Annotated in this window: 16 protein-coding genes; 13 read left to right on the top strand and 3 right to left on the bottom strand. The window is 40.6% G+C overall.

Annotated features, from left to right (window positions below; translation table 11 throughout):
• Positions 1-65: 65 nt before the first annotated feature.
• Positions 66-3398: a preprotein translocase subunit SecA gene (gene secA / locus ACO1QW_RS17535; protein ID WP_486260685.1), complete on the bottom strand. Its 3333-nt coding sequence runs from the start codon at positions 3396-3398 to the stop codon at positions 66-68.
• 408 nt (positions 3399-3806) lie between these two features.
• Here secA and ACO1QW_RS17540 point away from each other — a divergent pair, with 408 nt between their 5' ends.
• The gene (locus ACO1QW_RS17540) at positions 3807-6656 is read left to right on the top strand and encodes an outer membrane beta-barrel protein (protein WP_486260686.1); all 2850 of its coding nucleotides are present in this window, start codon (positions 3807-3809) and stop codon (positions 6654-6656) included.
• Positions 6657-6705: 49 nt separating this feature from the next.
• Here ACO1QW_RS17540 and ACO1QW_RS17545 read toward each other — a convergent pair whose 3' ends face one another.
• Positions 6706-7446 (bottom strand): DUF3667 domain-containing protein, encoded by a 741-nt coding sequence (locus tag ACO1QW_RS17545; protein ID WP_486260687.1) that lies wholly within the window; start codon positions 7444-7446, stop codon positions 6706-6708.
• Positions 7447-7615: 169 nt separating this feature from the next.
• Between ACO1QW_RS17545 and atpG the strand changes: the two genes are divergently transcribed.
• The 11 genes from atpG to ACO1QW_RS17600 all read left to right on the top strand — a co-directional run bounded on the left by atpG (position 7616) and on the right by ACO1QW_RS17600 (position 18960).
• Positions 7616-8503, top strand: a complete 888-nt coding sequence (gene atpG, locus ACO1QW_RS17550; protein ID WP_486260688.1) for an ATP synthase F1 subunit gamma — start codon at positions 7616-7618, stop codon at positions 8501-8503.
• Positions 8504-8596: 93 nt separating this feature from the next.
• Positions 8597-9550, top strand: a complete 954-nt coding sequence (scpB, locus tag ACO1QW_RS17555) for an SMC-Scp complex subunit ScpB (RefSeq protein WP_486260689.1) — start codon at positions 8597-8599, stop codon at positions 9548-9550.
• 178 nt (positions 9551-9728) lie between these two features.
• Complete coding sequence (gene lysA / locus ACO1QW_RS17560) at positions 9729-10937, top strand: diaminopimelate decarboxylase (protein WP_486260690.1); 1209 nt, start codon at positions 9729-9731, stop codon at positions 10935-10937.
• Between the two features lie 127 nt (positions 10938-11064).
• Positions 11065-13410 (top strand): NADP-dependent malic enzyme, encoded by a 2346-nt coding sequence (locus tag ACO1QW_RS17565; protein ID WP_486260691.1) that lies wholly within the window; start codon positions 11065-11067, stop codon positions 13408-13410.
• A 267-nt stretch (positions 13411-13677) separates the two neighbouring features.
• Positions 13678-14346, top strand: a complete 669-nt coding sequence (locus tag ACO1QW_RS17570; protein ID WP_486260692.1) for an MlaE family ABC transporter permease — start codon at positions 13678-13680, stop codon at positions 14344-14346.
• 3 nt (positions 14347-14349) lie between these two features.
• Positions 14350-15159: an ABC transporter ATP-binding protein gene (locus tag ACO1QW_RS17575; protein ID WP_486260693.1), complete on the top strand. Its 810-nt coding sequence runs from the start codon at positions 14350-14352 to the stop codon at positions 15157-15159.
• 58 nt (positions 15160-15217) lie between these two features.
• On the top strand, positions 15218-16063 hold the full coding sequence (locus ACO1QW_RS17580) for a DUF4198 domain-containing protein (protein ID WP_486260694.1): 846 nt from the start codon (positions 15218-15220) through the stop codon (positions 16061-16063).
• Between the two features lie 121 nt (positions 16064-16184).
• Complete coding sequence (gene sucD / locus ACO1QW_RS17585) at positions 16185-17060, top strand: succinate--CoA ligase subunit alpha (protein WP_486260695.1); 876 nt, start codon at positions 16185-16187, stop codon at positions 17058-17060.
• A gap of 120 nt (positions 17061-17180) precedes the next feature.
• Entirely contained in the window at positions 17181-17753 is a 573-nt protein-coding gene (locus ACO1QW_RS17590) for a pentapeptide repeat-containing protein (RefSeq protein ID WP_486260696.1), read from the top strand.
• A gap of 9 nt (positions 17754-17762) precedes the next feature.
• On the top strand, positions 17763-18395 hold the full coding sequence (locus ACO1QW_RS17595) for a class I SAM-dependent methyltransferase (protein ID WP_486260697.1): 633 nt from the start codon (positions 17763-17765) through the stop codon (positions 18393-18395).
• Positions 18396-18450: 55 nt separating this feature from the next.
• On the top strand, positions 18451-18960 hold the full coding sequence (locus ACO1QW_RS17600) for a hypothetical protein (RefSeq protein WP_486260698.1): 510 nt from the start codon (positions 18451-18453) through the stop codon (positions 18958-18960).
• Positions 18961-19030: 70 nt separating this feature from the next.
• Here ACO1QW_RS17600 and ACO1QW_RS17605 read toward each other — a convergent pair whose 3' ends face one another.
• The gene (locus ACO1QW_RS17605; RefSeq protein WP_486260699.1) at positions 19031-19807 is read right to left on the bottom strand and encodes a proline and serine-rich protein 1 family protein; all 777 of its coding nucleotides are present in this window, start codon (positions 19805-19807) and stop codon (positions 19031-19033) included.
• 396 nt (positions 19808-20203) lie between these two features.
• Here ACO1QW_RS17605 and ACO1QW_RS17610 point away from each other — a divergent pair, with 396 nt between their 5' ends.
• Positions 20204-26278, top strand: a complete 6075-nt coding sequence (locus tag ACO1QW_RS17610) for an alpha-2-macroglobulin family protein (protein ID WP_486260700.1) — start codon at positions 20204-20206, stop codon at positions 26276-26278.
• Positions 26279-26354: the final 76 nt, after the last annotated feature.

Consider the following 26354-nt stretch of genomic DNA (forward strand, 5'->3'; position numbering starts at 1 on the left):
TTTTTTTAATAGCTAGAAAAAAAGAATGCTGAGCAGCTAAAAAAACCTCCCGAAGGAGGTTTGATTTATAAATCTTTACCGTGACATTGTTTATATTTTTTACCGCTGCCGCAAGGACAAGGATCGTTGCGCCCGATCTTTGGACCGGTAATGATCGGCTCCTGTTTTACATTTTCAGAAGGATCATAATAATCCGGTGTTTCCATCAGTTCAGAACCGCCAGTGCCTGCAGCCACCATATCTTCTTTGCGCTGGCGCATTTTGCTCATATCGGTTTTTTGCTGACGACCTTCACGAATTTGTCCTGCATTATTTTCCTCAACAGGTAATCCTGCATGTGCAAGGAAGGAAACGATGTTCTTATTGATCTCGCTGTTCAACTGTTCAAACAAAGTATATGCTTCTACTTTATAGATCACCAACGGATCCTTTTGTTCGTAGGTTGCATTCTGTACAGAAGTACGCAGATCATCCATTGCACGTAAATGTTCTTTCCATGCTTCGTCAATAAATGCAAGTGTTGCTGTGCGCTCCAATGCACTAACCAACTCTGCTCCTTTTGATTCAATGGTTTTGTTCATTGGCGTTAACACCTGTAAACCACGTTTGCCATCACTGAAAGGAACAAATACGTTTTCGATGTGCGAACCTTGTGTTGATTTAATATTCTGGAATACCGGCAATGCATCTTTCTTTAATGTATCGCACTTACGCAGGTAGGCTGTTTTTGCTTCCACGTACAGAGCTTCTGCAAGCGTATTGCTATCGGCTTTATCCAATTGCTCTGCAGTTATTTGTGTATCGATACCAAAGTTGATGATACAGGCCATCTTAAATCCTTCATGATCGTTCTGTTCTTTAAATGAAGCGATCAATCCATCAGCCACAGAATAAAATGCATTATCTGTATCAAGCGTTAAACGCTCACCACTCAATGCATGGTTACGGCGTGTGTACACCGCACCACGCTGCTTGTTCATGACATCATCATACTCCAGCAAACGCTTACGAATACCGAAGTTGTTTTCTTCTACTTTCTTTTGTGCACGTTCAATTGATTTGGTGATCATGCTATGCTGGATCACTTCACCTTCTTTGTAACCGAGTTTATCCATCATGCCGGCAATACGATCACTACCGAACATACGCATCAGGTCATCTTCCAATGAAACATAGAATTGTGATGAACCGGGATCGCCCTGGCGACCGGCACGACCACGCAACTGACGATCGACACGACGACTATCGTGACGTTCTGTACCGAGAATAGCCAAACCACCGGCTTCCTTTACACCGGCACCGAGTTTAATATCGGTACCACGGCCAGCCATATTTGTTGCAATAGTTACTGCACTTGGCAAACCTGCTTCAGCAACAACCTGTGCTTCACGGGCATGTTGTTTTGCGTTCAATACATTGTGCGGAATTTTTTTCACCTGCAGCATCTTACTCAGCAATTCACTCACCTCAACCGAAGTAGTACCAACAAGTACCGGACGGCCGGCTGCACGTATCACTTCAATTTCTTCAATAACAGCTTTGTATTTTTCACGCTTGGTTTTGTAAACCAGATCCTGCCTGTCGTCACGGATCATATTCAGGTTGGTAGGAATTTTTACAACGTCGAGTTTATAAATATCCCAGAATTCACCTGCTTCTGTTTCGGCAGTGCCCGTCATACCACAAAGCTTGTGATACATACGGAAGTAGTTCTGCAAGGTGATGGTGGCGTAAGTTTGTGTAGCTGCTTCGATGTGTACGTTTTCTTTCGCTTCAATTGCCTGGTGTAAGCCATCGCTATAACGACGACCATCGAGAATACGACCTGTTTGCTCATCCACAATTTTCACCTGGCCATCTAACACCACATATTCCACGTCTTTTTCGAAGAGTGAATATGCTTTCAACATTTGGAGGATGGTATGAATACGATCTGCTTTTGCTGAATATTCAGTTAAGAAAACTTCTTTCTGACGTAATTTTTCTTCAGCCGCAAGATCACTTCTATCCAGGTTTGCAAGTGAGGTACTGATATCAGGTAATACAAAGAAATCGGGATCTTCATTATCCCTGGTGATCATACTCAAACCTTTATCGGTAAGATCAACTGAATTGCTTTTCTCATCAATATGAAACAGCAATCCTTCATCAACCTTCGGCATTTCTTTTTGCTGATCGGCGAGATAATAGTTTTCTGCTTTCTGCAATTTCACTTTTATACCGGGCTCACTTAAATATTTGATCAACGGACCATACTTCGGTAAACCTCTCCATGCACGCATCAATGCAAGACCACCAGTTTTCGGATCATCATCACCTTCAGCGATTGATTTCTTCGCTTCATTTAAATATTGCTGGGCTAAACGTTTCTGTGCCTCAACGAGCTTTTCAATACGTGGCTTCATATTGAAGAACTGTTGCTCATTGCTGCCTGTTCCAACTGGACCTGCAATGATCAATGGCGTACGTGCTTCATCAATTAAAATACTATCCACCTCATCCACCATAGCAAAGTGCAACTTGCGTTGTACTTTTTCTGTGGTATTCACCACCATGTTATCACGGAGATAGTCGAAACCGAATTCATTGTTGGTTCCGTAAACAATATCGGCCATGTAAGCTTTGCGACGATCTTCACTATTAGGTTGATGTTTATCGATACAATCAACTGTGAGTCCTAAGAATTCAAACAAGGTTCCGTTCCATTCACTATCACGGCGGGCCAGGTAATCATTCACGGTTACAAGATGTACACCTTCGCCGGGCAATGCATTCAGGTACGCAGGTAATGTTGATACCAGCGTTTTACCTTCACCGGTAGCCATCTCAGATATCTTACCCTGGTGAAGCACACTACCACCAATTAACTGCACATCATAATGTACCATGTTCCAGGTCACTTGTCCACCCGCTGCCATCCATGATTTTTTGTAAAACACCTGGTCGCCTTCAATACGCATGTGAGGACGTTTTACAACAAGATCCTTATCAAGCTGCGTAGCTGTTGCCTGCAGTTCTTCATTATTAGTGAAACGACGTGCCGCTTCTTTCACCACAGCAAATGCTTCGGGATGAATTTCGGCAAGCACCTCTTCAATTTTTTTATCTCTTTCCTTGCGGAGTTTATCTATTTCCTGGTAAGTAGCATCTTTTTCCTGTATCTGGTCTTCTGTAAAAGCATCGGCTTTTACTGTGAGGGAAGCGATCTCTTCATCAATGCTTGTAAGATGAGCCTTTATGCGCTGTTTAAACTCCTGCGTTTTATTACGGAGTTCATCATTGGTTAAGCTTTGATATTGCTGGAAATACTGGTTGGTTTTTTCAACAATTGGCGTAAGCTTTTCAACGTCTTTTTCGCTTTTACTGCCACCAAACAGTTTCGATAAAAATCCTAACATGTGTATTGATTATTGAGTCAATTATTTTAATTAAAGCTTCTTTGTGTCAAATACAATGCAAGGTTTTAATCAAAGCCAATTTGACAGAAGCACCTTTTTTACAGGGCGACAAAGGTAATGATTAACTATTGAGTAGGCAGGGCCGTTTTTTACAATAAATGATGATCAAAGCTGTAGAAACCATGGTTTTATATCCTGCTGCAATTACAAAAACAGTACAATACTTTTCTTTAAAATGAGTTTACCCTCCAACACGGACGAGTTTAGGCCAGCAAAACGATAGATTTGCCTTTTGTCCTTATTCAGAAAGGGAGAGCAAACTTTTTCCGGCGTTCTCGTCTATTATTTAACAATTCGAAAAATAAAATATTGACGAAAAATTTCGTATTTCGCATTTCAAACATGTTTATGAAGAAATTACTACTCCTAGTCCTTATCATCAGTGCATCCGTATCTGCAAAATCCCAAACAGCCGGCATAACCGGGAAAGTAACCGATTCAACTGGTTCAAAAGGACTTGATAAAGCCACGGTGAAGCTGGTAGAAAAAGGTTCACCCACCGATACATTACGTACTTCAACCAATGCAAAAGGTGAATTCAGTTTTGCTAAAATCCCTGCATCGGCTTATTCCATTGTGGTGAGCTACACTGGCTACAAACCCATGATCAAAGAATTTTTTAAACCTTCGGCAGGCGTATCCAATATTGATCTCGGGGAATTGGTGTTGGTGAACTCCTACCTCGACCTGAAAGAAATTGTGATTGAGGCACCTGCAGTAACTATGAAAGAAGATACGGTTGAATACCGTGCTGGTGCCTTTCAAACCAAGCCCAATGCTACAACTGAAGAGTTGTTGAAGAAATTACCGGGTGTACAGGTGGACAGGGAAGGGAATGTTACCGCCCAGGGCAAACAGGTTACCCGTGTAAAAGTGAATGGAAAAGATTTCTTTACAGGCGATCCTAAAACAGCCACTAAAGAAATTCCTGCAGATATGATCGATAAAGTGCAGGTAATTGATGACTATGGTGATCAATCAACAGTATCGGGTATTCGTGATGGTGAGCCTGAGAAAGTGATCAATCTTCAGTTAAAAAAAGATAAGAATAAAGGTGTTTTTGGTCGTGCCCAGGCTGGTTATGGTACCAATGACCGATATACCGGAGCACTTACTGTAAACCGTTTTAATAACAGCAAGCAATTATCACTTATTGCAAACAGCAACAACGTAAACACGTCCACGTTCCAGCAAGATGGTAGCAGCGGTGGTGGTAATACAGGTGGTGGCGGAGGCGGAGGCGGTGGTCGTGGTGGTATGGCTATGAACTTCGGCGGCGGCGGTGGCGGTAATAATAGTGGCGCCAATCAAAACGGTATCACCAAGTTGAATTCAGTTGGATTAAACTATCGAAATGATTTTGGAAAACGTAATTCGTTTTATGGAAGCTATACTTATTCGCACAGGGCAACTACTATTGAACAGTACAGTGCACAACAAAGTAACGGTACCAAATCAGATAGAAGCAGCATCTTACAAAATTCAGATCGCAATTCTTTAAACAAAAACGGTACGCATCGTGCTTTTGCAAATCTTGAATTATGGATCGACTCATTTAACTATATCAAGTTCAGTCCCAATTTCACTTACACAGACGGTAATAACCGCTCATTTAATGATTTTGATATTTTCAGGGATAGTCTTACAAATATGATCCAGTCGGGTAACAACAGAAACTCATCGTTGTCTGAGCGTCCGAACTTCAGAAGTAATTTGTTGTATAACCATCGCTTCAAAAAACGTGGACGCAATTTTTCATTCAACAGCGATATCAATTTTTCTTCGAACGAAAGTGACCAGTTCACCAATAATGAATCAATTTACTATTTAACCGGGACGCCAAAAGATTCTGTTTTCAACCAGAATATTATCCAGGATAACCGCAACAAGAGTATTAATGTTCGTGCAACTTATACTGAACCAATTGCAGCAGATCGTTTTCTTGATCTGAATTATAATTACAATAAAAACTTTGGCACCAACGATCGACGGAACTACGTGCAGTTACCTTTGACCGGCAATTACAGTTTAATTGATTCTTTGAGTAATGCCTACGAAAATAATTTCGACTACAACCGTATTGGAGCAAGCATTCGTACCGTAAAAAAGAAATACAACTATTCTTTGGGTGTGATCTTTCAACCGGTTTTAATGAGAGGTTATGATATTAATAAAGACAGTTCATACAAGCCAATTAAAAACTTTAACTGGTTCCCTGTAGCTCGTTTTACTTACAATTTCACCCGCACAAAATCGTTGAACTTTAATTATAACGGAAGTGCACGCCAGCCCAATTTTGAACAGTTACAACCTGTTCCTGACTATAGTGATGCTCAAAACCCAACAGTTGGTAATGCGCTATTACGTCCTTCAACCAGTCATAATTTCAATTCCAACTTTAATAACTTCAATTTTAGTTCCGGACGCATTTTCCTTGTTAACCTTGGCTTCAACTTTGTGAACGACCAGATCGTAAACAATACCATCCGTTACAGAGATGCGAATGGAAAATTAACAGGTGTGCAGTTAACCCGTCCTGAAAATGTGGATGGTTATTACAATGCCAATCTCTTTACTACTTATTCACGACCATTTAAGAACAGGAAATATGTGATCAGCGCCAATAGTATGGTGAACTACAATAACAACGTGAGTTTGATTGACAGCGAACGCACTATTGGTAAAAACTGGTTATATAGCCAGGGTGCAAACTTTGAATTCAATCTCCCTTGGTTAGAATTAGTAACAGGTGGAAGATATAATCTGAACTATGCAGATTTCACGCAATCAGGAGGTTCTGAAACAACTCAAAGTACATGGACAATAAGCAGTGACGCACGTTTTGATTTAGGTGCCGGATTTATTTTCCGTTGGGACTTTGATTACACCATTAACCAAGGGTTAGCTGCAGGTGTTCAAAAGAATATTGCACTGTTGAATGCATCGCTTGAAAAAGAAGTGTTCAAAAAGAAAAACGGAATCTTCCGCCTGGCAGGTTTCGACATTTTCAACCAGAATACCAATGTGAGCCGTAGCATCAACAGTAACTTTATTACTGATACAAGAACAAACAGGCTTACACAATACTTCATGCTGAGCTTCACTTATCGTCTCAATAAGTTTACCGGAACGCAGCCTCAGCAAAATAACATGCGCAGGATGGGCGGCGGAGACAGAATGATGATAAACGACAATTAATTTATCACATGCATAATTAAAAAAGCAGCCACGGTTTGTGGCTGCTTTTTTAATGTCGTTTATAAAAGAAAGAAAAGTAGATCACAAATATCAGCGACACGAGGAATACGGTTGCCAACTGCGTAAGAAGGCCCGAAAGCAATCCTTTTAAAAACAGAACAGATTTTCTTCCCTCATAAAATTGTGAACAGGCCCACCCATAATAACCCCACCAGGCGATAAGATAAAAAGCAAGAAACGGGTAAAAGGGAGGATGAAAAAGGACCCAGACAGGTGCAATTACCACGCTAAAAAAGATGGACCGTTCACCCGAAGTGTAGGCAGCCAGTACCAGGTTTTCTGAATAGTTCATTTTTTTTCTTTGAAACAGCAACCGGTTGAATAACGCCAAAAAGGGGATATTCAAAAAAATGACAAGGTTCACATGCTTGTTGAGAAAAGTCGAAACAGGATTAACCGGCACTTTTGAGCTGCCGGCAAAATTGCTGAACCCGGAACTGACAAGGATCACCGAAGCAAACCCAACTACGAGAATAATAAAGGTAAACGGGTTGAAATATTTCTTTCGTTTTCCCTCCACGTATTCCCTTGCCACAAACCCCGGCTTGTAAGCCAGTTGCCAGATGAGCGAAAAAACTCCTTTATCAGCATGGGTAAAGGCGTGGATGAGGTCGTGCCAGATATGGTTGAAATTGAGCCGGTGGGTATCGGCCTTTTGCCCGCATTGGATGCAAAAGCGGTAGGTTGGTTCCAATGCGGAACCGCAGTTTAAACAATTGGTTGGTTGCATAAGCAGTTTGGCTCGGGTGAAAATAGGAAAATCGGCTCATTTACCCCGAAAAAGCACCCATTCCTTAGCTCCAAAAAAAGCCTTTCAGCTTTTCCACAATTTCGCCTCGGGCTTGCACTTGTAAACCCGTTTCCATTACCTTTGCGGCCTGAAAATAAACGTTTAAAGAATGCCCGGACAATTAAAAGAGGTACGTAACAGGATAAAGAGTGTGCAAAGCACCCAGCAAATTACCAAAGCCATGAAAATGGTGAGCGCTGCTAAACTTCGTAGAGCGCAGGATGCCATTATTCAAATGCGTCCTTACGCACAAAAGCTGCAGGATATGCTCAGCAATATTGTGAGCAACAGCGATGGCAGTGTGAACATGAAACTGGCGGCTGAGCGTCCGGTAAATAAAGTGTTGATCATATTAGTTACCAGCGATCGTGGTTTGTGCGGTGGTTACAATGCCAACCTTGTGAAGCTCGCCAAGTTAACTGTAGCGGAAAAATATGCTGAGCAAAACAGCAAGGGTAATGTAGTGATTTGGGGCATCGGTAAAAAAGGTACTGAAGCCATGCAACGCAGTGGTTTTAAAACCAGCGAGGCTTATAAAGATATTTTTCTTCAACTCTCTTTTGAGAATGTACAAAAAGCCGCATCTGCAGCAATGGAAGCTTTTGTAAAAGGCGATTTTGATGTGGTTGAATTGGTGTACAGCCAGTTTAAAAATGCCGCAACACAGGAATTTAAACTGGAACGCTTCCTCCCTATTCCTAAAGTGGAAAATAAAGGAGCAGCTACTAAAACCAAATCTGATTTCATTTTTGAACCAGGCAAGGAAGAACTCATTACTGAGTTAATGCCGAAGATCCTCAATACACAATTATTCAAAGCTGTGCTTGATGCCAATGCATCTGAGCATGGTGCACGTATGACAGCGATGGACAAAGCGAGTGACAACGCCAACGAATTGTTGCGTTCACTCCGCATCAGCTATAACCGTGCACGCCAGGCAGCTATTACAACGGAACTTACAGAGATCGTAAGCGGTGCAGCGGCATTGAACGGATAAGCTTGTTCCAAAAAGCGGACAAAGCAATTACGTAAGATTGGAGGATTTCATTTAATTTTCAAATTCTCCAATTTTCAAATTTTCAAATTACGAATGGAACTAAGTGTCATCATCCCTCATATTGAAGCGCTGATCTTTGCGGCTGAGCGTCCGCTTACTACATTGGAGCTTTGCGATCTTGTGAACAGTGCATTAGGTTTTATTGAAGACCGTGCAAGTCTCGACCAGACAGAAGCCGCAATTGAAGCCATCAAAGAAAAATATGCTGCGGAGTTTTATCCGTTTGAAGTGAGAGAAAGCGGTGGCGGCTGGCAGTTCCTTACAAAGAAAGATTATCACAAAACAGTTGCACAGATCAATGGCGATAAATTCCTAAAGCGTTTAAGTACCGCTGCATTGGAAACGTTATCGATCATTGCTTATAAGCAACCGATCACCAAAGGTGAAATGGAAGCGATACGTGGTGTGAGTTGTGATTATGCTGTTCAGAAATTATTAGAAAAAGAATTGATCGTTATACTTGGACGAAACGAAAAACTTCCAGGCCATCCATTGGTATATGGAACATCACGTTCGTTCATGGATTATTTTGGCATCAACTCTCCTGAAGACTTGCCCAAGATCAAAGAGATCATTTCGACAGATATTATCGATCCAACAGGTGTACAAAGCGATACATTGAATGTAGCAGGTGAAGAAGAACAAGAACTTTCGTCGAACGAAACATTTGTTGTAACTGAGAATGGTGAGTTATTAGAGCAACCAGTGACTAATGAGGAAGAAACGCAACAAGAAGAATCAATGAGTGAAGAAGATGCTGTTGATACTGAAGAAACCATTACCGACGAAGAAACAATAGAAGAGCAAGAAGAGACGGAAGCTGACACTGAGGAAGAAGAGATGGATGAAGAAGCTGAAGAGGAGGCGGAAGCTGAAGAAGAAGTAGAAATTGATTCAGATGAAGAAACAGAAGAAGAGGAAGAAAATGAGGCCGAAGAAAGTGATGATGTAGAAGAAGAACAAGACGAAGAAGGGAAAAAAGATTAATCATAGAAAGTCCTGCAGGTTGCAGGACTTTTTTTATTAGAATAAACCATTTGCGCCTTTGCTTCTTTGCGTCCAGATAGCTATCGGGATTGCGTGAAATAAAATAAATGATCGTTCAGGCCGCTTTAGCGTCCCGACCTGTTTTTCAACTAAATTCGCAGCTTAGCAACATCGACACATGACTCCTTCTATCCCAACCAATCTTTTACAGCAGATCGCATCAACATATGGCACGCCCGTTTACGTTTATCATGCCGAAAAAATAAAGCAGCAATACGAAACATTGGTGCAGGCTTTTTCTGTGTTGGATACACGCATCTTTTATGCATCAAAAGCTCTTACGAATATTCATATTGTCCGTTACCTCAACAGCCTTGGTTGCAATATCGATTGCAGCAGCATCAACGAAGTAAAACTGGCATTGCATGCAGGCGTGGCTCCGGAAAATGTATTGTACACCAGTAACGGCATTTCATTTACTGAAATTGAAGAAGCAGTTGAAGCAGGTGTGCATGTAAACATTGACAGTTTATCGAACCTCGAAAAGTTTGGTAAGAAGTACGGGCATAGTTATCCTGTTGGTGTAAGGCTTCGTCCCAATATCATGGCCGGCGGCAACATAAAAATTTCAACTGGTCATAATAAAAGTAAGTTCGGTATCCCGGTTGAGCAAATCGGCGAACTGGAAGCTATTGTAAAAGCAAATAATATTTTCATCCGCACATTGCATATTCACACCGGCAGTGAAATTAAAGACGCCGATGTATTTGTAAAAGGTATTGAAGTGCTGTTTGATCTCATTCCCCATTTTCCTGAACTGGAAGTGATCGATCTTGGTGGTGGTTTTAAAGTGCCTTATATACCCGGCGAAAAAACAGCCGATGTTGCATCGATAGGTCAAAAATTAAAACAGGCATTTGATGCACATCCACTCGCAAACAATAGAAAATTGCAGATATGGTTTGAGCCTGGTAAATTTTTAGTGAGTGAATGTGGTTACTTACTTGCTGAGGTAAATGTTATCAAGCAAAATGCTGATACCATTATTGCAGGTGTTAACACGGGATTGAATCATCTCATTCGCCCAATGATGTATGATGCCTATCATCATGTCACAAATCTTTCAAACGTTGACGGCGAGGAAAAAAAGCATATGATCACGGGCTATATCTGCGAAACAGATACGTTTGCCAATGACCGCATGATGCCTGAAATAAAAGAAGGCGATTTGCTCTGCTTTCATAACGCAGGTGCTTATGGTTTTGAAATGAGCAGTAATTATAATTCACGCTATCGTCCTGCTGAAGTGTTGGTGAAAGATGGTGATGCAATCTTAATTCGCAAAAGAGAAAGCTTTGAAGATCTGTTGAAGAATATTCCTGCCTGATCGTATCGATTCCGCTTGTAATTTTCGAATCAAAGAGTGCGTTTTTCGGCTGAAAATCCACTTTTCATTCTTTTCGTACCTTGCCAGCCTTAGTAAGGTTAACACGATTGTTGATTAATTTAAACGTATGAACAAAGAAGAACTGCGCCGGCAACAGGCATTGGAGTACCATGCCAAAGGAAGACCGGGAAAAATTGAAGTTATTCCAACAAAAGAAGCTAAAACCCAACGTGATCTGTCGTTGGCTTATTCACCCGGTGTTGCAGATCCATGTATGGAAATTTTCCGCAACCCCGAAGATGTTTATAAATACACTGCTAAAGGAAACCTGGTTGCTGTTATCAGTAACGGTACTGCTGTGTTAGGTCTTGGAGATATTGGTCCCGAAGCCGGCAAACCGGTGATGGAAGGGAAAGGTGTGTTGTTCAAGATTTTTGCTGATATTGATGTGTTTGATATCGAGATCAACGAAAAAGATCCGGAGAAATTTGTGCAGATCGTAAAAGCGCTGGAACCAACTTTTGGTGGTATCAATCTCGAAGACATTAAATCTCCTGAGTGCTTTTATATTGAACAGCGTTTGAAAGAGGAAATGAAAATTCCTTTGATGCACGATGACCAGCATGGTACGGCTATCATCAGCGCTGCTGCTTTGCTGAACGCATTGGAGTTACAGAAAAAGAAGATCGACAAAGTACAGATCGTTGTGAATGGTGCAGGTGCTGCAGCTATTTCCTGTATTAAATTATATGTTGCACTCGGTGCAAAGAAAGAGAACATCAAAGTGTTCGACAGTAAAGGGTTGATCCACGATGGCAGAACCGATCTTGATGAACAGAAGCAGTTGTTTGTGATCAAAAGCAAACCAATGACGCTGGAAGAAGGAATGAAGAACAGCGATGTGTTCATTGGATTGAGTAAAGGAAATGTGGTGTCGAAAGACATGGTGAAGAGCATGGCCAAGAACCCAATCGTTTTTGCTATGGCAAATCCTGATCCTGAAATTTCTTATGAAGATGCGACAGAAGCAAGGAAAGATGTGATCATGGGAACCGGTCGTAGTGATTACCCGAACCAGATCAACAATGTGCTTGGCTTCCCTTACATTTTCCGTGGTGCGTTGGATGTACGTGCTACAGCCATCAATGAAGAAATGAAACTGGCCGCAGTAAAAGCATTAGCTGAACTTGCAAAAACTGTTGTGCCTGATATTGTAAACATGGCTTATAACGAAAACAATATTTCGTTTGGCCCAAGTTATATTATTCCCAAACCACTTGATCCACGTTTGCTGAGTTATGTAGCACCCGCCGTTGCAAAAGCAGCAATGGATAGCGGTGTGGCACAACATCCTATTACTAATTGGGAAGAGTATGAGAATATTCTTAACCATCGTCTTGGGATCGATAACCAGTTGATGCGCGCAATTGGAAGCAAAGCAAGAAAAGATCCGAAGCGTGTGGTATTTGCTGATGCAGAAAATGTAAAAGTGTTGAAAGCTGCACAGCTTGCTTATGAAGAAGGTGTGGCTTATCCAATTTTATTGGGTGATGTAAAGAACATCAATGAAATTGCTGAGATAAATGGCATTGAACTGGAAGGTATTCCTGTGCTTGATCCAAAGAGCAAAGAGATGGAAGAGTTCCGTACAAAATTTGGTGACCAGTTTTTCCTTAAGCGCCAGCGTAAAGGTTTGAACCGTTACGAAGCAGCCAAAGCCATGAAAGAACGTACGCACTTTGGTTGTATGATGGTGGAAACAGGTGACGCTGATGCGATGATCAGCGGATTGAGCAGAAAATATGCCGATACTATACGACCTGCATTGCAGATCATTGGTAAAGATGAAAATGTGCGCAAGATCGCCGGTATGTATATCATGCTTACCAAGCGTGGACCATTATTCCTTGCTGATGCAACAGTGAATTTTAATCCACGTGCCGATGAGCTTGCTGACATTACACAACTCGTGGCAAAAGAAGTACGGTCATTTGGTATTACACCTCGTGTGGCCATGCTCAGCTATTCAAACTTTGGCAGCAGCGATAGTAATGAAGCAAAGGTTGTGGCAAAAGCAAGAGACATCGTTAAAGAGCGTGAACCTAATCTTGTTTGCGATGGCGAAGTGCAACCGCTTGTTGCGTTCAACAAAGAAATATTAAAAGAAAATTATCCGTTCAGTGAATTGGTGAATGGCGAACCGAATGTGTTGATCTTCCCCAACCTTGCAAGTGGAAATATCGCTTACAATTTATTGCAGGAAGTTGGTGAAGCTGATGCTATCGGGCCGATCTTACTTGGGTTGAAAAAGCCTGTACACATTTTACAATTGGGAAGTTCGGTGCGTTCTATTTTCAATATGGTGTTGATCTCCGTTGTTGATGCTCAAATGAAAACAAAGAGCAATACACAGGAAGCTGTCAAAAAATCACCATGGTGGAAAAGGTTTCGTAAAGTGAGCCATGAAATATAAGAGTTGCTGGTTTTTGGTTTATAGTTTTTAGTTAGTTGTTTAAATGCAACTATCAAATAATATTTGGCAATGAATCCCAGGTTTGTGCCGTTACAGGCGCAAACTTGGGGTTTGCATTTTGAATTGTACCTTCAATGCTTATTAAATTAATGAGCATTGACTTCCCGATAGCTATCGGGGTACCATTGAAATTTAACTATGAATTTTTTCACACACTTGGGCCGTTACCTGTTAATGATCAAGGGCATGTTTTCCAAACCGGAAAATATGCGTCTTTACTGGAAAGAGTTGATGCATCAATGTAACGAGATCGGTATACGTTCAGTTGGCATTGTGGTGATCATTTCTATTTTTCTTGGTGCGGTAACAACGGTGCAAACAGCTTACCAGCTTATTACCCCACTTATTCCTAAGACAGTTATTGCCATTATTGTACGTGACAATATCATTCTTGAATTAGCACCTACTCTTATTTGCGTAGTGCTGGCTGGTGTGGTGGGTTCACGTATTGCATCGGAGTTGGGTAATATGCGTATCAGCGAACAGATCGATGCATTGGAGATCATGGGTATCAATACAAAAACCTATCTCATCTTGCCAAAAATTGTTGCTGCGTTAATTGTGGTTCCTTGTTTGGTTGTGTTGGCTGCCGTGCTTGGTATCTGGGGCGGTAAAATGGCCGGATCTTTATCCGGTATTCTTCCACCCGAAATTTACAACGATGGTTTGCTCGAAGATTTTATTCCTTATAACGTTGTGTTTGCGTTAAGCAAAACATATACCTATGCATTTATTATTTCAAGCGTACCCGCCTACTACGGATATCATGTAGAAGGTGGTTCACTGGAAATCGGTCGTGCAAGTACAAAAAGTGTAATTGTAAGTTGTATTTTAATCCTGTTGGCCGATTATGCATTGGCTGCTATATTGCTTTAACACATGATCGAGATAAAAAATATCACCAAAGGTTTTGCCGATCGTACGGTCATCAATGATGTATCGGCCACGCTTGAAACAGGCAAGTGCAATCTCATCATTGGTGCAAGTGGAAGTGGTAAAACGGTGATGATGAAATGTTTAATTGGTTTGTTTGAACCAGACAGTGGCGAAGTGTTGTACGATGGTGCAAGCATTACCACTATGAATGAAGAAGACCGGAAAATGTTGCGTCAGCAAATTGGCATGTTGTTCCAGGGTTCTGCTTTGTTCGATTCAATGACTGTTGAACAGAATGTACGCTTTCCACTAGATATGTTTACCAAACTCACAGCTAAGCAAAAACATGAAAAGGTAAACGAAGTATTGGCAAGAGTAAATCTTTCTGAAGCAAATAATAAATTTCCTGCAGAGATCAGTGGTGGTATGAAGAAACGTGTAGGTATTGCACGTGCTATTGTACTCACACCCAAATTTTTGTTTTGCGATGAACCTAACTCAGGGCTCGATCCAAAAACATCATTAGTGATTGACAAACTCATTAAAGAGATCACGACAGAATTTGGAATGACAACAGTTGTGAACACTCACGACATGAATAGTGTAATGGAAATTGGCGATAAGATCATTTTCATGCACCAGGGTCATAAAGAATGGGAAGGCTCTAATAAAGACATCATCTTCAGTAAAAACCAGGAACTGAATCAATTCATTTTCGCTTCCGACTTTTTACAGGATGCCAAAGACATGCGTATGCTCGAAGCAAAAGGCAAGATCAGTGACGATAGAGACATGGATAAACTGTTGAAGTAATTTCCGCTTCGTTTTTGTGAAGCAGTGCAATACCAATTGTGTATTTAAACAGAACTTCATGAATTATAAATCACTTTTATTCATTTGTTCTTTTTCATTTATTATTCCTGTACTTGCACATGAGTTTTGGCTTGAGCCACAGCAATATATTTTTTCCCGCACAGATGAGATCAATATTCGGTTTAAAAGCGGCGAATCATTTACAGGCGCAAACTGGACAGGTAACCAGGAAAAAGTAAAGCAGCTTAATCTTTACTATGCCGATATTGTTGATGACCTAAGCGATGCACTTAGCGATGAGAATGGCGACTCCTTACAATTCTCTTTACATGAAGAAGGCACAGCAATGGCTACCTTCAACAACCTTAACTCCTTCTTGCAAACGGAAGCAAAAGAATTCAACGCTTACCTTACCGCAGAAGGATTGCAATATGCTATTGATTATCGCAAAAAAAATAACCAAACAGATTCTGTTGGCAGAGAGTTTTACCAACGCTCGGTAAAAACAATTGTGCAGGTGGGTGCACTTAAAACCGAAGTGTACAAAAAACCAACAACGTTGCCAGTGGATATTATTCCACTCTCCCATCCTTATAAGCTTAATAATGGTGATACATTAAAAGTAAAAGTGCTGTTTAAAGGAAAGCCGCTGGTAAATGCCAAAATACGTGTATGGCATAAGATCTTAACCAAAGTAAAAGACACATCGTATATCAGCAACTCTAAAGGCGAGATTAGTTTCACAGTTAAAACAACAGGTGAATGGATGTTGAGTTGTATTGCAATGGAAAGAGTTGCCGATGAACCTAACTCTACATCGTTGGATGCGGGATGGCAAAGCTATTGGGGAAGTTTAACCTGGGGCTATATCGGGAAGAACAAGGTTACTTCAATGGCGAGATGAGAAAGACAAGGAACTATTGTTCGTTTTTGTAATAAAGCAGAAAGCCCCAAATCTGCAATTGTAAATCTCAAATCCTACATCATCATCCCCTATCTTTGCGCCACCAAACAAAGCAATTCTCATGAGCATTCTCGTTAATAAAAACTCCAAAGTAATTGTGCAGGGTTTTACCGGTACAGAAGGTACTTTCCATGCAACGCAAATGATCGAATACGGTACTAATCTCGTTGGTGGTGTTACACCGGGTAAAGGAGGTTCAACGCATCTCGATCGTCCTGTGTTTAACACGGTGGAAGAAGCTGTACAGAAAGCGGGTGCTAACGTGAGTATCATTTTTGTACCACCGGCTTTTGCTGCTGATGCAATTATGGAAGCTGCTAATGCAGGTATTGAACTGGTGGTGTGTATCACCGAAGGCATTCCGGTGCAGGACATGGTGAAGGCGAAAAATTATTTAGTTGGAACAAATACACGTTTAATTGGACCTAACTGTCCGGGTGTTATTACTGCGGGTGAATGTAAAGTTGGTATCATGCCCGGCTTTGTATTCATCCCCGGCCGTATTGGTATTGTATCAAAAAGCGGAACACTTACTTACGAAGCCGCTGACCAGGTGGCGAAAGCTGGCTTGGGTGTTAGCACTGCGGTAGGTATTGGTGGCGATCCTATCATTGGAACAACTACGAAAGAAGCATTGGAATTATTTATGAACGATGACAATACTGATGCAGTGGTAATGATTGGTGAAATTGGTGGTGGCATGGAAGCTGAAGCTGCACGTTGGTATAAAGAAAATGCAAAGAAACCTGTGGTTGGTTTTATTGCCGGACAAACAGCGCCTCCCGGCCGTCGAATGGGACATGCTGGTGCAATCATTGGTGGTGCGGAAGATACAGCTGAAGCGAAAATGAAGATCATGGCCGAGTGCGGAATTAATGTAGTTGCAAGTCCTGCTGATATTGGTAAAACAATGGCTGAGGTGTTGAAGAAGAAGTAAGAACGTTTTAGAATAGATATTGAAACCCTGCAATGTAATTGCGGGGTTTCTTTTTTATTTCTGGTTTTCCTGCGTCTTCATGTTTTTGTGACGAGTGTTCAGATTCATAACTTTAATAATATGGAAAGAGTTTACGAACAAGACAAACAATTTGACGGCATCGATTACAATACCAGGCAATTACCCACCGGCGATTATGAAAATTGCAGTTTCACCAATTGTAATTTTGCAGAAACTACTCTTTTAAAAAATACTTTCATTGATTGTAAGTTTGATAATTGCAACCTGAGCTCGGCAAACATCAATGGCACCTCCTTCCAGGAAACGAGTTTTACCAATTGTAAAATGATGGGCCTTCGTTTTGAAGATTGTAACCAATTTCTGTTAACCGTCACTTTTATCAACTGCATACTCAACTTTTCTACTTTCTATAAAGTGAAATTGAAAAACACCCGCTTTAGCAACTGCAGCTTGCAGGAAGTTGATTTTACGGAAACGGATTTAACAGCAACTGACCTTGGCAATTGCAATTTGTTGCAGGCAGTGTTTGACAATACTATTCTTGAAAAAGCGGATCTTCGAACTGCTGTGAATTTTTCCATTGATCCCGAACGCAACAAATTAAAGAAGGCGAAATTTTCTGCTACTACGTTGAGCGGATTGCTGGATAAGTATGATCTCATCATTGACTAAATAATTTTTATGAACGACGTACAACAGGCCTACAACAGCTGGGCACAACAATACGATACAAACGAAAATAAAACCCGTGATCTTGAAGCAAGATCATTAAGAGAAACATTATCGCCTCTCAGCTTTGAGCACTGCCTGGAAATTGGTTGTGGCACGGGGAAGAATACATTGTGGCTGATGGAAAAAGCAACCACGGTTACTGCAGTTGATCTCAGTGAAGAAATGCTGGCAAAAGCAAAAGAGAAACTTGATTCCGCCAAAGTAACATTTACACAGGCCGATATTACAAAGCCATGGGATTTTGTAAACAAACAATTTGATCTCGTTGGTTTTAGTTTAGTGTTGGAACATATTGAATTATTACAACCTGTTTTGGAGAAAGCTGCAGCTGCTTTGAAAGATGGCGGGCATTTATACATCAGCGAATTGCATCCTTTTAAACAATACAGCGGAAGTAAAGCAAGATTTGAGACGGATGCAGGCACGCAGGTTGTCACTTGCTTTAATCATCATATAACAGACTTTACCAATGCGGCCGAGAAAGCAAACATGCAACTGGTAAGCATTGCCGAATACTTTGATGATGACGATCATAAAAATATGCCACGATTGCTAACACTACTCTTCCGGAAAAAAGGTTGACCGCACGCTCTTGTTTTTAGTAAGAAGAATTTCTATCTTAATGGAAACTACTGCCATGTATCGCTTACTCATTATCCTCGCTTGTTTACTTATCTCTCATTCTTCAACTGCGGAAAAAACGTTCAGCAAAACATCATCATTACTTCTGATCAGCACTATCAATAGCAGTATTGAAATGCCGCAGATGAAAAAGCCATCTTTCAAAGATCGACTTCTAAAAAAAATAATTGAACGAAAACTGAGAAAAACGTTTGACGAAGACAAAGCAAAACGATTAGTTAACAGGCTCGGTATTATTTCACTTGTTTCAGGAATAGCTGCACCCATAATACTCCTTCCACTTTATGCCATCGCCAGCTATGGCCTGGTTCAGGTGCTGGCTATTTTTGCATTACTACTAATGGTCACTGCAGTAATAACGGGAATTGTCAGTCTATCAAAGAGACGAAAACTTGCCGACAAACAAGGCACGCATAATATTCCAGCAATCCTCGGAATTGTGTTTGGGGGGGGCTTGATTCTTCTGATCATTCTAATTGCAGCTACCTTCACGATTAACTATTAATAATAAAAATCCCCCAAACCAATCGGGGGATCATTTTTATAGGGCGTTTCTGTTTACGATCTTCAAATTTTTAATCTCTGTAACTCGAAATATATCTTGTAAGCTCTGTCTTACTGTTACCGAAATTAAACACATCGTTTACCACGAAATAATTGTTTCTGTCGGTTGTATAACGATAAGCAAACTTTGCCAGTTCCAATCTTGTTTGTTCAAACTGGATGAGTTGGGCAAGTTCTCGTACCTGTTGAGCACTTACACGGTTATATGGCATTGTTGAACGGAGTAAATCCATTTTTTTGTTATCGAAGCTTTCACGTTCAACAGATTGTTTAAGTTGTTGAAAACGCTCGTAACTCATTACATTACCGTTACCATATCCATTATCGTTCCTGTTATCATTTCCCCAGCGATCATCGTTGCCATTGCCCCAACCACCATTATTGCGGTCGTTATTGTTCCAGCCATCGTCATAATTCTGATCAATACGCTCTTCATCAACAAATACTTTTCCAAAACGATTGATTACAATATCTGTATGCATTCCCCTGCGTACGTTGATATTGCTGTTGTAGATCAGGTTCTCCCGGTTGTTATTTCCAAACAGTCCACCCCTGCGTTTGTTGTTATTGTTGTTGTTGACGCTGTAGATCTGGATACGGTGATTACCGGTATTAAGATTGTTGAGACGAATCTCCCGGCTGTTACCTTGCTGCACCTGTCGGCCATCAATTAACACACGAATGGGCTCATTGCTAACGCTGGTAATACTTAACCTTGCATCATCCCAGGCAGCAAAGGTTACAACTGCCATTAAGAGAAAACTAAAAAGGGTAAAAATCTTTTTCATTTGTTCAATTTTATTGGTTTTTAGCCAAATGTTATTCGCCAAAAAAATTATCATTGCCTTTAGTATAAAATACTCGATAATTTGTATGGCTCATTTCATTTGATACTAATTTAATTTGTTGTTCAATATTGGATATTGCCTTGCAACATCATTGTCTGTTCAGATTTGTTTTGTTTCTATTTGCTGCATTTCACCTCCTTGTTTTTAAATGAGACGTTGGTTTAAACGGAAAGGCAAAATGAAAGCTGATAAAGATTCGTTAAAGGATTTACTGCTTGAGCGCTTGTGTGGCAATAAATTTGTTCTGCACTTTCATTAAAAATTACATTTATGTAATTCGCTGTTTCTTTGCATCTCATCAGCACAGTATTAATTACCTTACATAAAATGCTTTCTATGTTTTTGAAACGTATTTCTCTTGTTAACCTGTTTATTCTTTTATTCAGCATGTCGCTTTTTGCACAAAACAAATTCAACTATACGGCCGCCTGGGCAAAGGTGGATGAGTTGATCAATAAAAAAGGACTTACAGAGTCGGCCTTAAAAGAAGTAAAGATTATTTATGATGCGGCAAAAAAAGAAAAAAACAACGGCCAGTTATTAAAAGCTGTGCTTTTTCGATTAAGTCTTCAGCAGGAACGAGAAGAAGATGCTACTGAAAAAGCTATTAAGGAACTAGAGACAGAAATGAGCACGGCTGCTGAGCCGCTGAAATCCGTTTTCGCCAATTATGCTGCCGAAGCTTACTGGCAATATTTTCAATACAACCGCTGGAGATTTTACCAACGCAGCAATACAACTGGCTTTAATAAAGATGACATCAACACATGGACCATTGATGACCTGCATAAAAAGATCAGTAGTCTTTACCTCGCTTCTTTGCAAAACAAAAAAATATTACAGCAAACAAAGCTGGATGCATTTGATGTAGTGATCAATAAAGGAAATGTACGTCACCTCCGTCCCACTTTATATGATCTGTTGGCACACCGTGCCATTGATTACTTTTCGCACGATGAAAGAAGCATAACCAAACCGCAGGAAATATTTGAACTCAATATTGCTTCGGCTTACGATCCCGCTGCCGATTTTGTTACACGTACATTCACAACAAGCGATTCACTTTCGCTTACCTATAAAGCATTGCTGCTTTACCAGGAGTTGATCGCATTTCATCTCCGTGATAAAAAAGCAGATGCATTGATAGATGTTGATTTGCTACGCTTACAGTTTGTGCATCGTTATTCAACCCATGAAAACAAAACTGAATTGTACAGGATGGCATTGAATCATTTGCTCAACCAATACAATCAGCAGCCAATTGTGTCACAAGCCGCTTACCTACTTGCAAAAGATTATGCTGATTATGCAGCCACTTACGATTTCAAAAAACATAAGATCAATGACGCACAGAATCCACGATATTATTACCAGAAAGCGGTTGAGCTTTGTAAAAAAGTATTGGCACAAACAGCGGCATCTGAAGGAAAAGCAAATTGCAGTATGTTGTTGCAGCAAATTCAATCGAAAGAATTAGCCATCACATCCGAAAAAGTAAATGTGCCAAACAAGCCTTTCCGTTCTTATTTGCAATACCGCAACGCATCAAAAGCATTTTTCAGAATTGTAAAGATTGATGCGAAAACCTTTGCGGCGATGAATGAAAAACGTTGGGACGATGCCTACTGGCAAAAATTAACCAGCTTAAAGCCGGTAAATAGTTTTTCTTATGCATTACCTGCAACAGAAGATTATCAGCAACACAGTACAGAAATAAAAGTGAACGCATTGCCGGTGGGCACTTATCTTTTACTGGCCAGTGCCGATGAACAATTTACACTTGCAAAAAATGTATTGGCTGTTCAGTTCTTTCATGTAAGCAATATCGCATGGATGCACCATGGCAACGATTTTTTTGTTGTGAATCGTGAAAGCGGCCAGCCATTGCAAAAAGCCACCATCACTTTGTGGGAGCAATCATACAATTACGATCAACGTAAGAATATTTCTGTAAAGGCCGGCAACTACAGCAGCGATGCTAATGGACATTTTGTGATCAATAAACCAAACGGCAACAATGCGTACAACCGAACATTGGAAGTGAGTTATCAAAGTGATCATCTTCATTTAGACGACCGTGCTTACAGCTATGTTTATCGTGAAGCGAAAGAACCTGTTGATGAAAAGAAAAACCGTCGTGTTTTTTTCTTTACTGATCGCTCTATTTATCGTCCGGGACAAATCATTTATTTCAAAGGCATTGTTACTACAAAAGATGCGACTACAGGAAAGCCAAAACCGGTGACCAACTTAAAAACAAAAATTTATCTCTACGATGCCAATTTCCAGAAAACGGATTCAATGGAAGTAACGAGCAATGAATTTGGTTCCTACAATGGCAAATTCACGTTGCCTGTTGGGCGCATAAGCGGCAACTATCAACTGCAGGAATCTACAACAGGCACTGCAGTGTATTTTTCTGTAGAAGAATATAAACGTCCGAAGTTTTTTGTAGAGTACAAACCCATCAAAGAAAGTTTCCGTGTAAATGATAAAATAAATATTACAGGTATTGCTTCTGCTTATGCCGGTAATAATATCGATGGAGCAAAAGTGAAATACCGGGTTGTTCGCCAGCCACGATTAATTTATCCCTGGCTTAGCTGGAAATGGGGATGGCCGCCAATGAATGCACAGGAAATTGCACATGGCGAAGCAATTACCAATACAGATGGCACGTTCAACATTTCTTTTACTGCTTTACCTGATAAACAAGTGCGCAAAGAACTTGAACCGGTCTTTGACTACAGAGTGATTGCTGATGTTACCGATCTGAATGGCGAAACAAGAACGGGTGAAACAGTTGTAACTGCAGGTTATAGTTCGTTGCAACTTGAGCTCAGTTTACCCAACGGCGAACTACAAACAGTTTCACAATTCAACAACATCAGCATCAGAACTAAAAACAGGATGGGTGAGTTTGTAAAAAGCATGTTGACAGTAAGTATTTATGAATTGAATTCACCCGATCGTTTAATACGTAAACGTTATTGGCAACAGCCCGATCAGTTTATCATGAACGAAAAAGATTACCGAACCAATTTTCCTTACGACGAGTACAATAATGAAAGTGAGAAAGAAAACTGGACGAGAGGAAAAAAGGTTTATGAGAAAAAAGATAGTTCGAAGCTGAGTGGTGAATGGTCGATGGGCAATGGTCAATGGTCGCCTGGTTGGTATTTAATTGAAGTGGCAACAAAAGATAAAGACGGCAATGAAATAAAGAATCAAACTTATGTACAACTGCAAGATGCGGCAGGTAAACTTTCATCGCCTGAATATGTATGGCAATTGCCATCGTTTGTTTCAGCCGAACCCGGAACAACAGCCAGTGTTGCTTTTGGCAGCAGTGCAAACGATGTGTACCTGGTGCAGGTTGATGGAATAAATGAAACAGATAAAGTCGTTTACCATCAGCTAAACAATGAAAAAAAGCAAGTAACTGTTCCCGTAACAGAAGAACAACGTGGAGGATTTGGTTATGCTTATTCGTTTGTAAAACATAATCGCTTTTACAATTTTACACGCTATGTGGGTGTGCCTTGGACAAACAAAGATCTGAAGATCGATTTTGAAACTTTCCGTGATAAAACATTACCAGGTAGTGAAGAACAATGGAAGATAAAGATCAGCGGATATAAAGGCGACAAAGTAGCAGCAGAAATGCTGGTAAGTATGTACGATGCATCACTTGATCAGTTTAGAATTCACCAATGGAATAAACCAGATTTATTTCCGGTAAATTATTTACGTAGTAACTGGAGCGCTGGTGGTTTTACATCAATCAATTCAGATGAACGAAAATGGGATGACGGTAATTTTCTTGCCTTCGAAAAAGAATACGACAGGTTAGAAACGTTTGCTGATGGAGGCCCACTTCACATGAAACTGGAGTCAAGACAAAGCAAAGCACCGGTAAGCGCCGCAGCGCCCACAATGCAGGATGGTGAATCGTTGAATGAGGTTGTGGTTGCAGGGACAGGCTCAGCAAAAAAACAAGTGATTTCAGATTCCACCCAGGCGATGGGCAATCCTGTTCAACCCAATCCCATTAAAGAAGTTGCCTCGGTAAGAACCAACTTTAATGAAACGGCTTTCTTCTTTCCCGATTTGAAAACCGATGCAGAAGGAAATATTACGTTCAGCTTTACCATGCCTGAAGCATTAACCAGATGGAAGGCACAGTTGCTATCGCATACAAAAGATCTGTCGTTTGGTTTAAGTGAAACAAGTGTCATCACGCAAAAAGATTTGATGGTACAGCCATTTGCTCCGCGGTTCTTACGTGAAGGTGATCGTTTTGAATTTACTGCCAAGATCAGTAATCTTACCGATAAAGAACTTACAGGAACAAGCAATCTTCAACTACTTAACAGCTCCACGATGCAACCTGTTGATGGTTGGTTCCAGAATACATTTCCTGTGCAACATTTCACAGTGGGCCCCAAACAAAGCACGGTGGTGAAATTCAGAACAGAAGTACCGTATAATTTTAATGAAGCACTCACCTATCGCATTGTTGCCAAAGCTGGCAATCAAACAGATGGTGAGGAAGCAGCATTGCCTGTACTCACTAACCGTATGCTGGTAACTGAAACGCTTCCCTTGTGGATGAATGGTGATGGCAGCAAACAATTCAACTTTACAAAACTGTTAAACTCTGAAAAATCAGAAAGTTTAACGCACCATCGCTTTACAATTGAGTTCAGCAGTAATCCTGTTTGGTATGCAGTACAAGCGTTGCCTTACTTAATGGAATATCCATACGAATGTTCAGAGCAAACATGGAACAGGTTTTATGCAAATGCATTAGCAACTCATATCACTCAAAAGTTGCCACGCATACAAAAAGTGATGCAGCAATGGAAAATAAAAGACACAGCAGCATTAATGAGCAATTTGCAAAAGAATGAAGAATTGAAATCTGCTCTCTTACAAGAAACACCGTGGGTATTGCAAGCAAAGAATGAAGAACAGCAAAAGAAAAACATTGCGTTGCTGTTTGATATAGTTCGCATGAATAGTGAATTAAGCAAGAATCTTGCACAGCTGCAACAAATGCAAACATCAAACGGCGGGTTCATGTGGTTCAAAGGTGGACCCGATGACCGTTACATTACGCAATACATCATTGCCGGTATTGGTCATTTGCAGAAATTAAACGCTGTTCCCAAAGAACAACAAAGCGCATTAAACGCTATTGTTTCAAAAGCCATCAATTATCTTGATAAACAATTGAAAGAAGATTACGATAACCTGTTGAGGTATAAAATACCTTTAAAGAATAACAATATCGGTTACACACAGATACATTATCTGTACATGCGGAGCTTCTTCCCTGCAATTGCACAAACTAAGGGAACAGAGATTGCTTTCAATTATTACAATACACAATCACGTGAGCATTGGGTAAAACAGGGAAGGTACATGCAGGGCATGATCGCATTGGCACAACACCGCAGCAAGGATAATAAAACCGCAACAGCCATTGTACAATCAATAAAAGAAAATGCATTGTTCAGCGAAGAAATGGGCATGTACTTTAAAGAATTCAATAGAGGTTATTACTGGTACCAGGCTCCGGTTGAAGCACAGGCACTAATGATTGAAGTGTTTAGTGATGTAACGGCTGATAAAAAAGCAGTGAACGATTTAAAAACATGGTTGCTGAAACAAAAGCAAACACAAAACTGGAAAACAACCATCGCTACTGCTGAAGCATGTTACGCATTGCTGTTGCAAGGTGGCGAGTGGATTGCATCTGAACCTGTAGTGGAAATAAAAGCAGGCGATCAACTCTTCAGCACAACAACAGAAAAAACTGAAGCAGGCACAGGATACTTCAAACGCAGTATTGATGGCAATTTTGTGAAGCCGACATTTGGCAACGTCAATGTCACCGTAAGTAAATCGAACGGTCAACCAACATGGGGTGCCGCTTACTGGCAGTATTTTGAAAACTTAGACAAGATCACTTCGTCTGAAACGTCTTTGAAATTGCAGAAGAAATATTTTGTTGAAAAGAATACAGCCAATGGCCCGGTATTAACTCCGGTCAAAGAAGGCGACGAGTTGAAAGTGGGTGATAAAATAAAAGTGCGTATTGAATTGCGTGTTGACCGTACCATGGAATATGTTCATATGAAAGATATGCGGCCAAGTTGCATGGAACCGGTGAATGTTTTAAGTCAATACAAATGGCAAGATGGTTTAGGTTATTATGAAAGCACCAAAGATGCCAGCACCAATTTCTTCTTCAGCTATCTGAATAAAGGAACTTACGTATTCGAATACCCAATGTTCATCACCCATGCAGGTAATTACAGCAGCGGCATCACAACCATTCAGTGCATGTATGCACCTGAGTTTTCAAGCCATAGTGAAGGCGTGAGGGTGAAGGTGAATGAATAATCAGTGATCAGAGGCTACGGATTTTTACCGCAGAGAACGGAGAAAAAGAGTTAAACGCAGTGTATTTTCTCTGCGT

This window comes from Lacibacter sp., from assembly GCF_057361365.1.

Excerpts from the sequence above, each read along its gene's own strand:
- ACO1QW_RS17610 (WP_486260700.1), top strand. The coding sequence starts at position 20,204 with ATGTTTTTGAAACGTATTTCTCTTGTTAACCTGTTTATTCTTTTATTC.
- ACO1QW_RS17570 (WP_486260692.1), top strand. The coding sequence starts at position 13,678 with ATGCGTCTTTACTGGAAAGAGTTGATGCATCAATGTAACGAGATCGGT.
- secA (WP_486260685.1), bottom strand. The coding sequence starts at position 3,398 with ATGTTAGGATTTTTATCGAAACTGTTTGGTGGCAGTAAAAGCGAAAAA.
- ACO1QW_RS17590 (WP_486260696.1), top strand. The coding sequence starts at position 17,181 with ATGGAAAGAGTTTACGAACAAGACAAACAATTTGACGGCATCGATTAC.
- ACO1QW_RS17595 (WP_486260697.1), top strand. The coding sequence starts at position 17,763 with ATGAACGACGTACAACAGGCCTACAACAGCTGGGCACAACAATACGAT.
- ACO1QW_RS17580 (WP_486260694.1), top strand. The coding sequence starts at position 15,218 with ATGAATTATAAATCACTTTTATTCATTTGTTCTTTTTCATTTATTATT.
- ACO1QW_RS17565 (WP_486260691.1), top strand. The coding sequence starts at position 11,065 with ATGAACAAAGAAGAACTGCGCCGGCAACAGGCATTGGAGTACCATGCC.
- ACO1QW_RS17600 (WP_486260698.1), top strand. The coding sequence starts at position 18,451 with ATGTATCGCTTACTCATTATCCTCGCTTGTTTACTTATCTCTCATTCT.
- lysA (WP_486260690.1), top strand. The coding sequence starts at position 9,729 with ATGACTCCTTCTATCCCAACCAATCTTTTACAGCAGATCGCATCAACA.
- ACO1QW_RS17540 (WP_486260686.1), top strand. The coding sequence starts at position 3,807 with ATGAAGAAATTACTACTCCTAGTCCTTATCATCAGTGCATCCGTATCT.
- ACO1QW_RS17545 (WP_486260687.1), bottom strand. The coding sequence starts at position 7,446 with ATGCAACCAACCAATTGTTTAAACTGCGGTTCCGCATTGGAACCAACC.
- ACO1QW_RS17575 (WP_486260693.1), top strand. The coding sequence starts at position 14,350 with ATGATCGAGATAAAAAATATCACCAAAGGTTTTGCCGATCGTACGGTC.
- ACO1QW_RS17605 (WP_486260699.1), bottom strand. The coding sequence starts at position 19,807 with ATGAAAAAGATTTTTACCCTTTTTAGTTTTCTCTTAATGGCAGTTGTA.
- atpG (WP_486260688.1), top strand. The coding sequence starts at position 7,616 with ATGCCCGGACAATTAAAAGAGGTACGTAACAGGATAAAGAGTGTGCAA.
- scpB (WP_486260689.1), top strand. The coding sequence starts at position 8,597 with ATGGAACTAAGTGTCATCATCCCTCATATTGAAGCGCTGATCTTTGCG.
- sucD (WP_486260695.1), top strand. The coding sequence starts at position 16,185 with ATGAGCATTCTCGTTAATAAAAACTCCAAAGTAATTGTGCAGGGTTTT.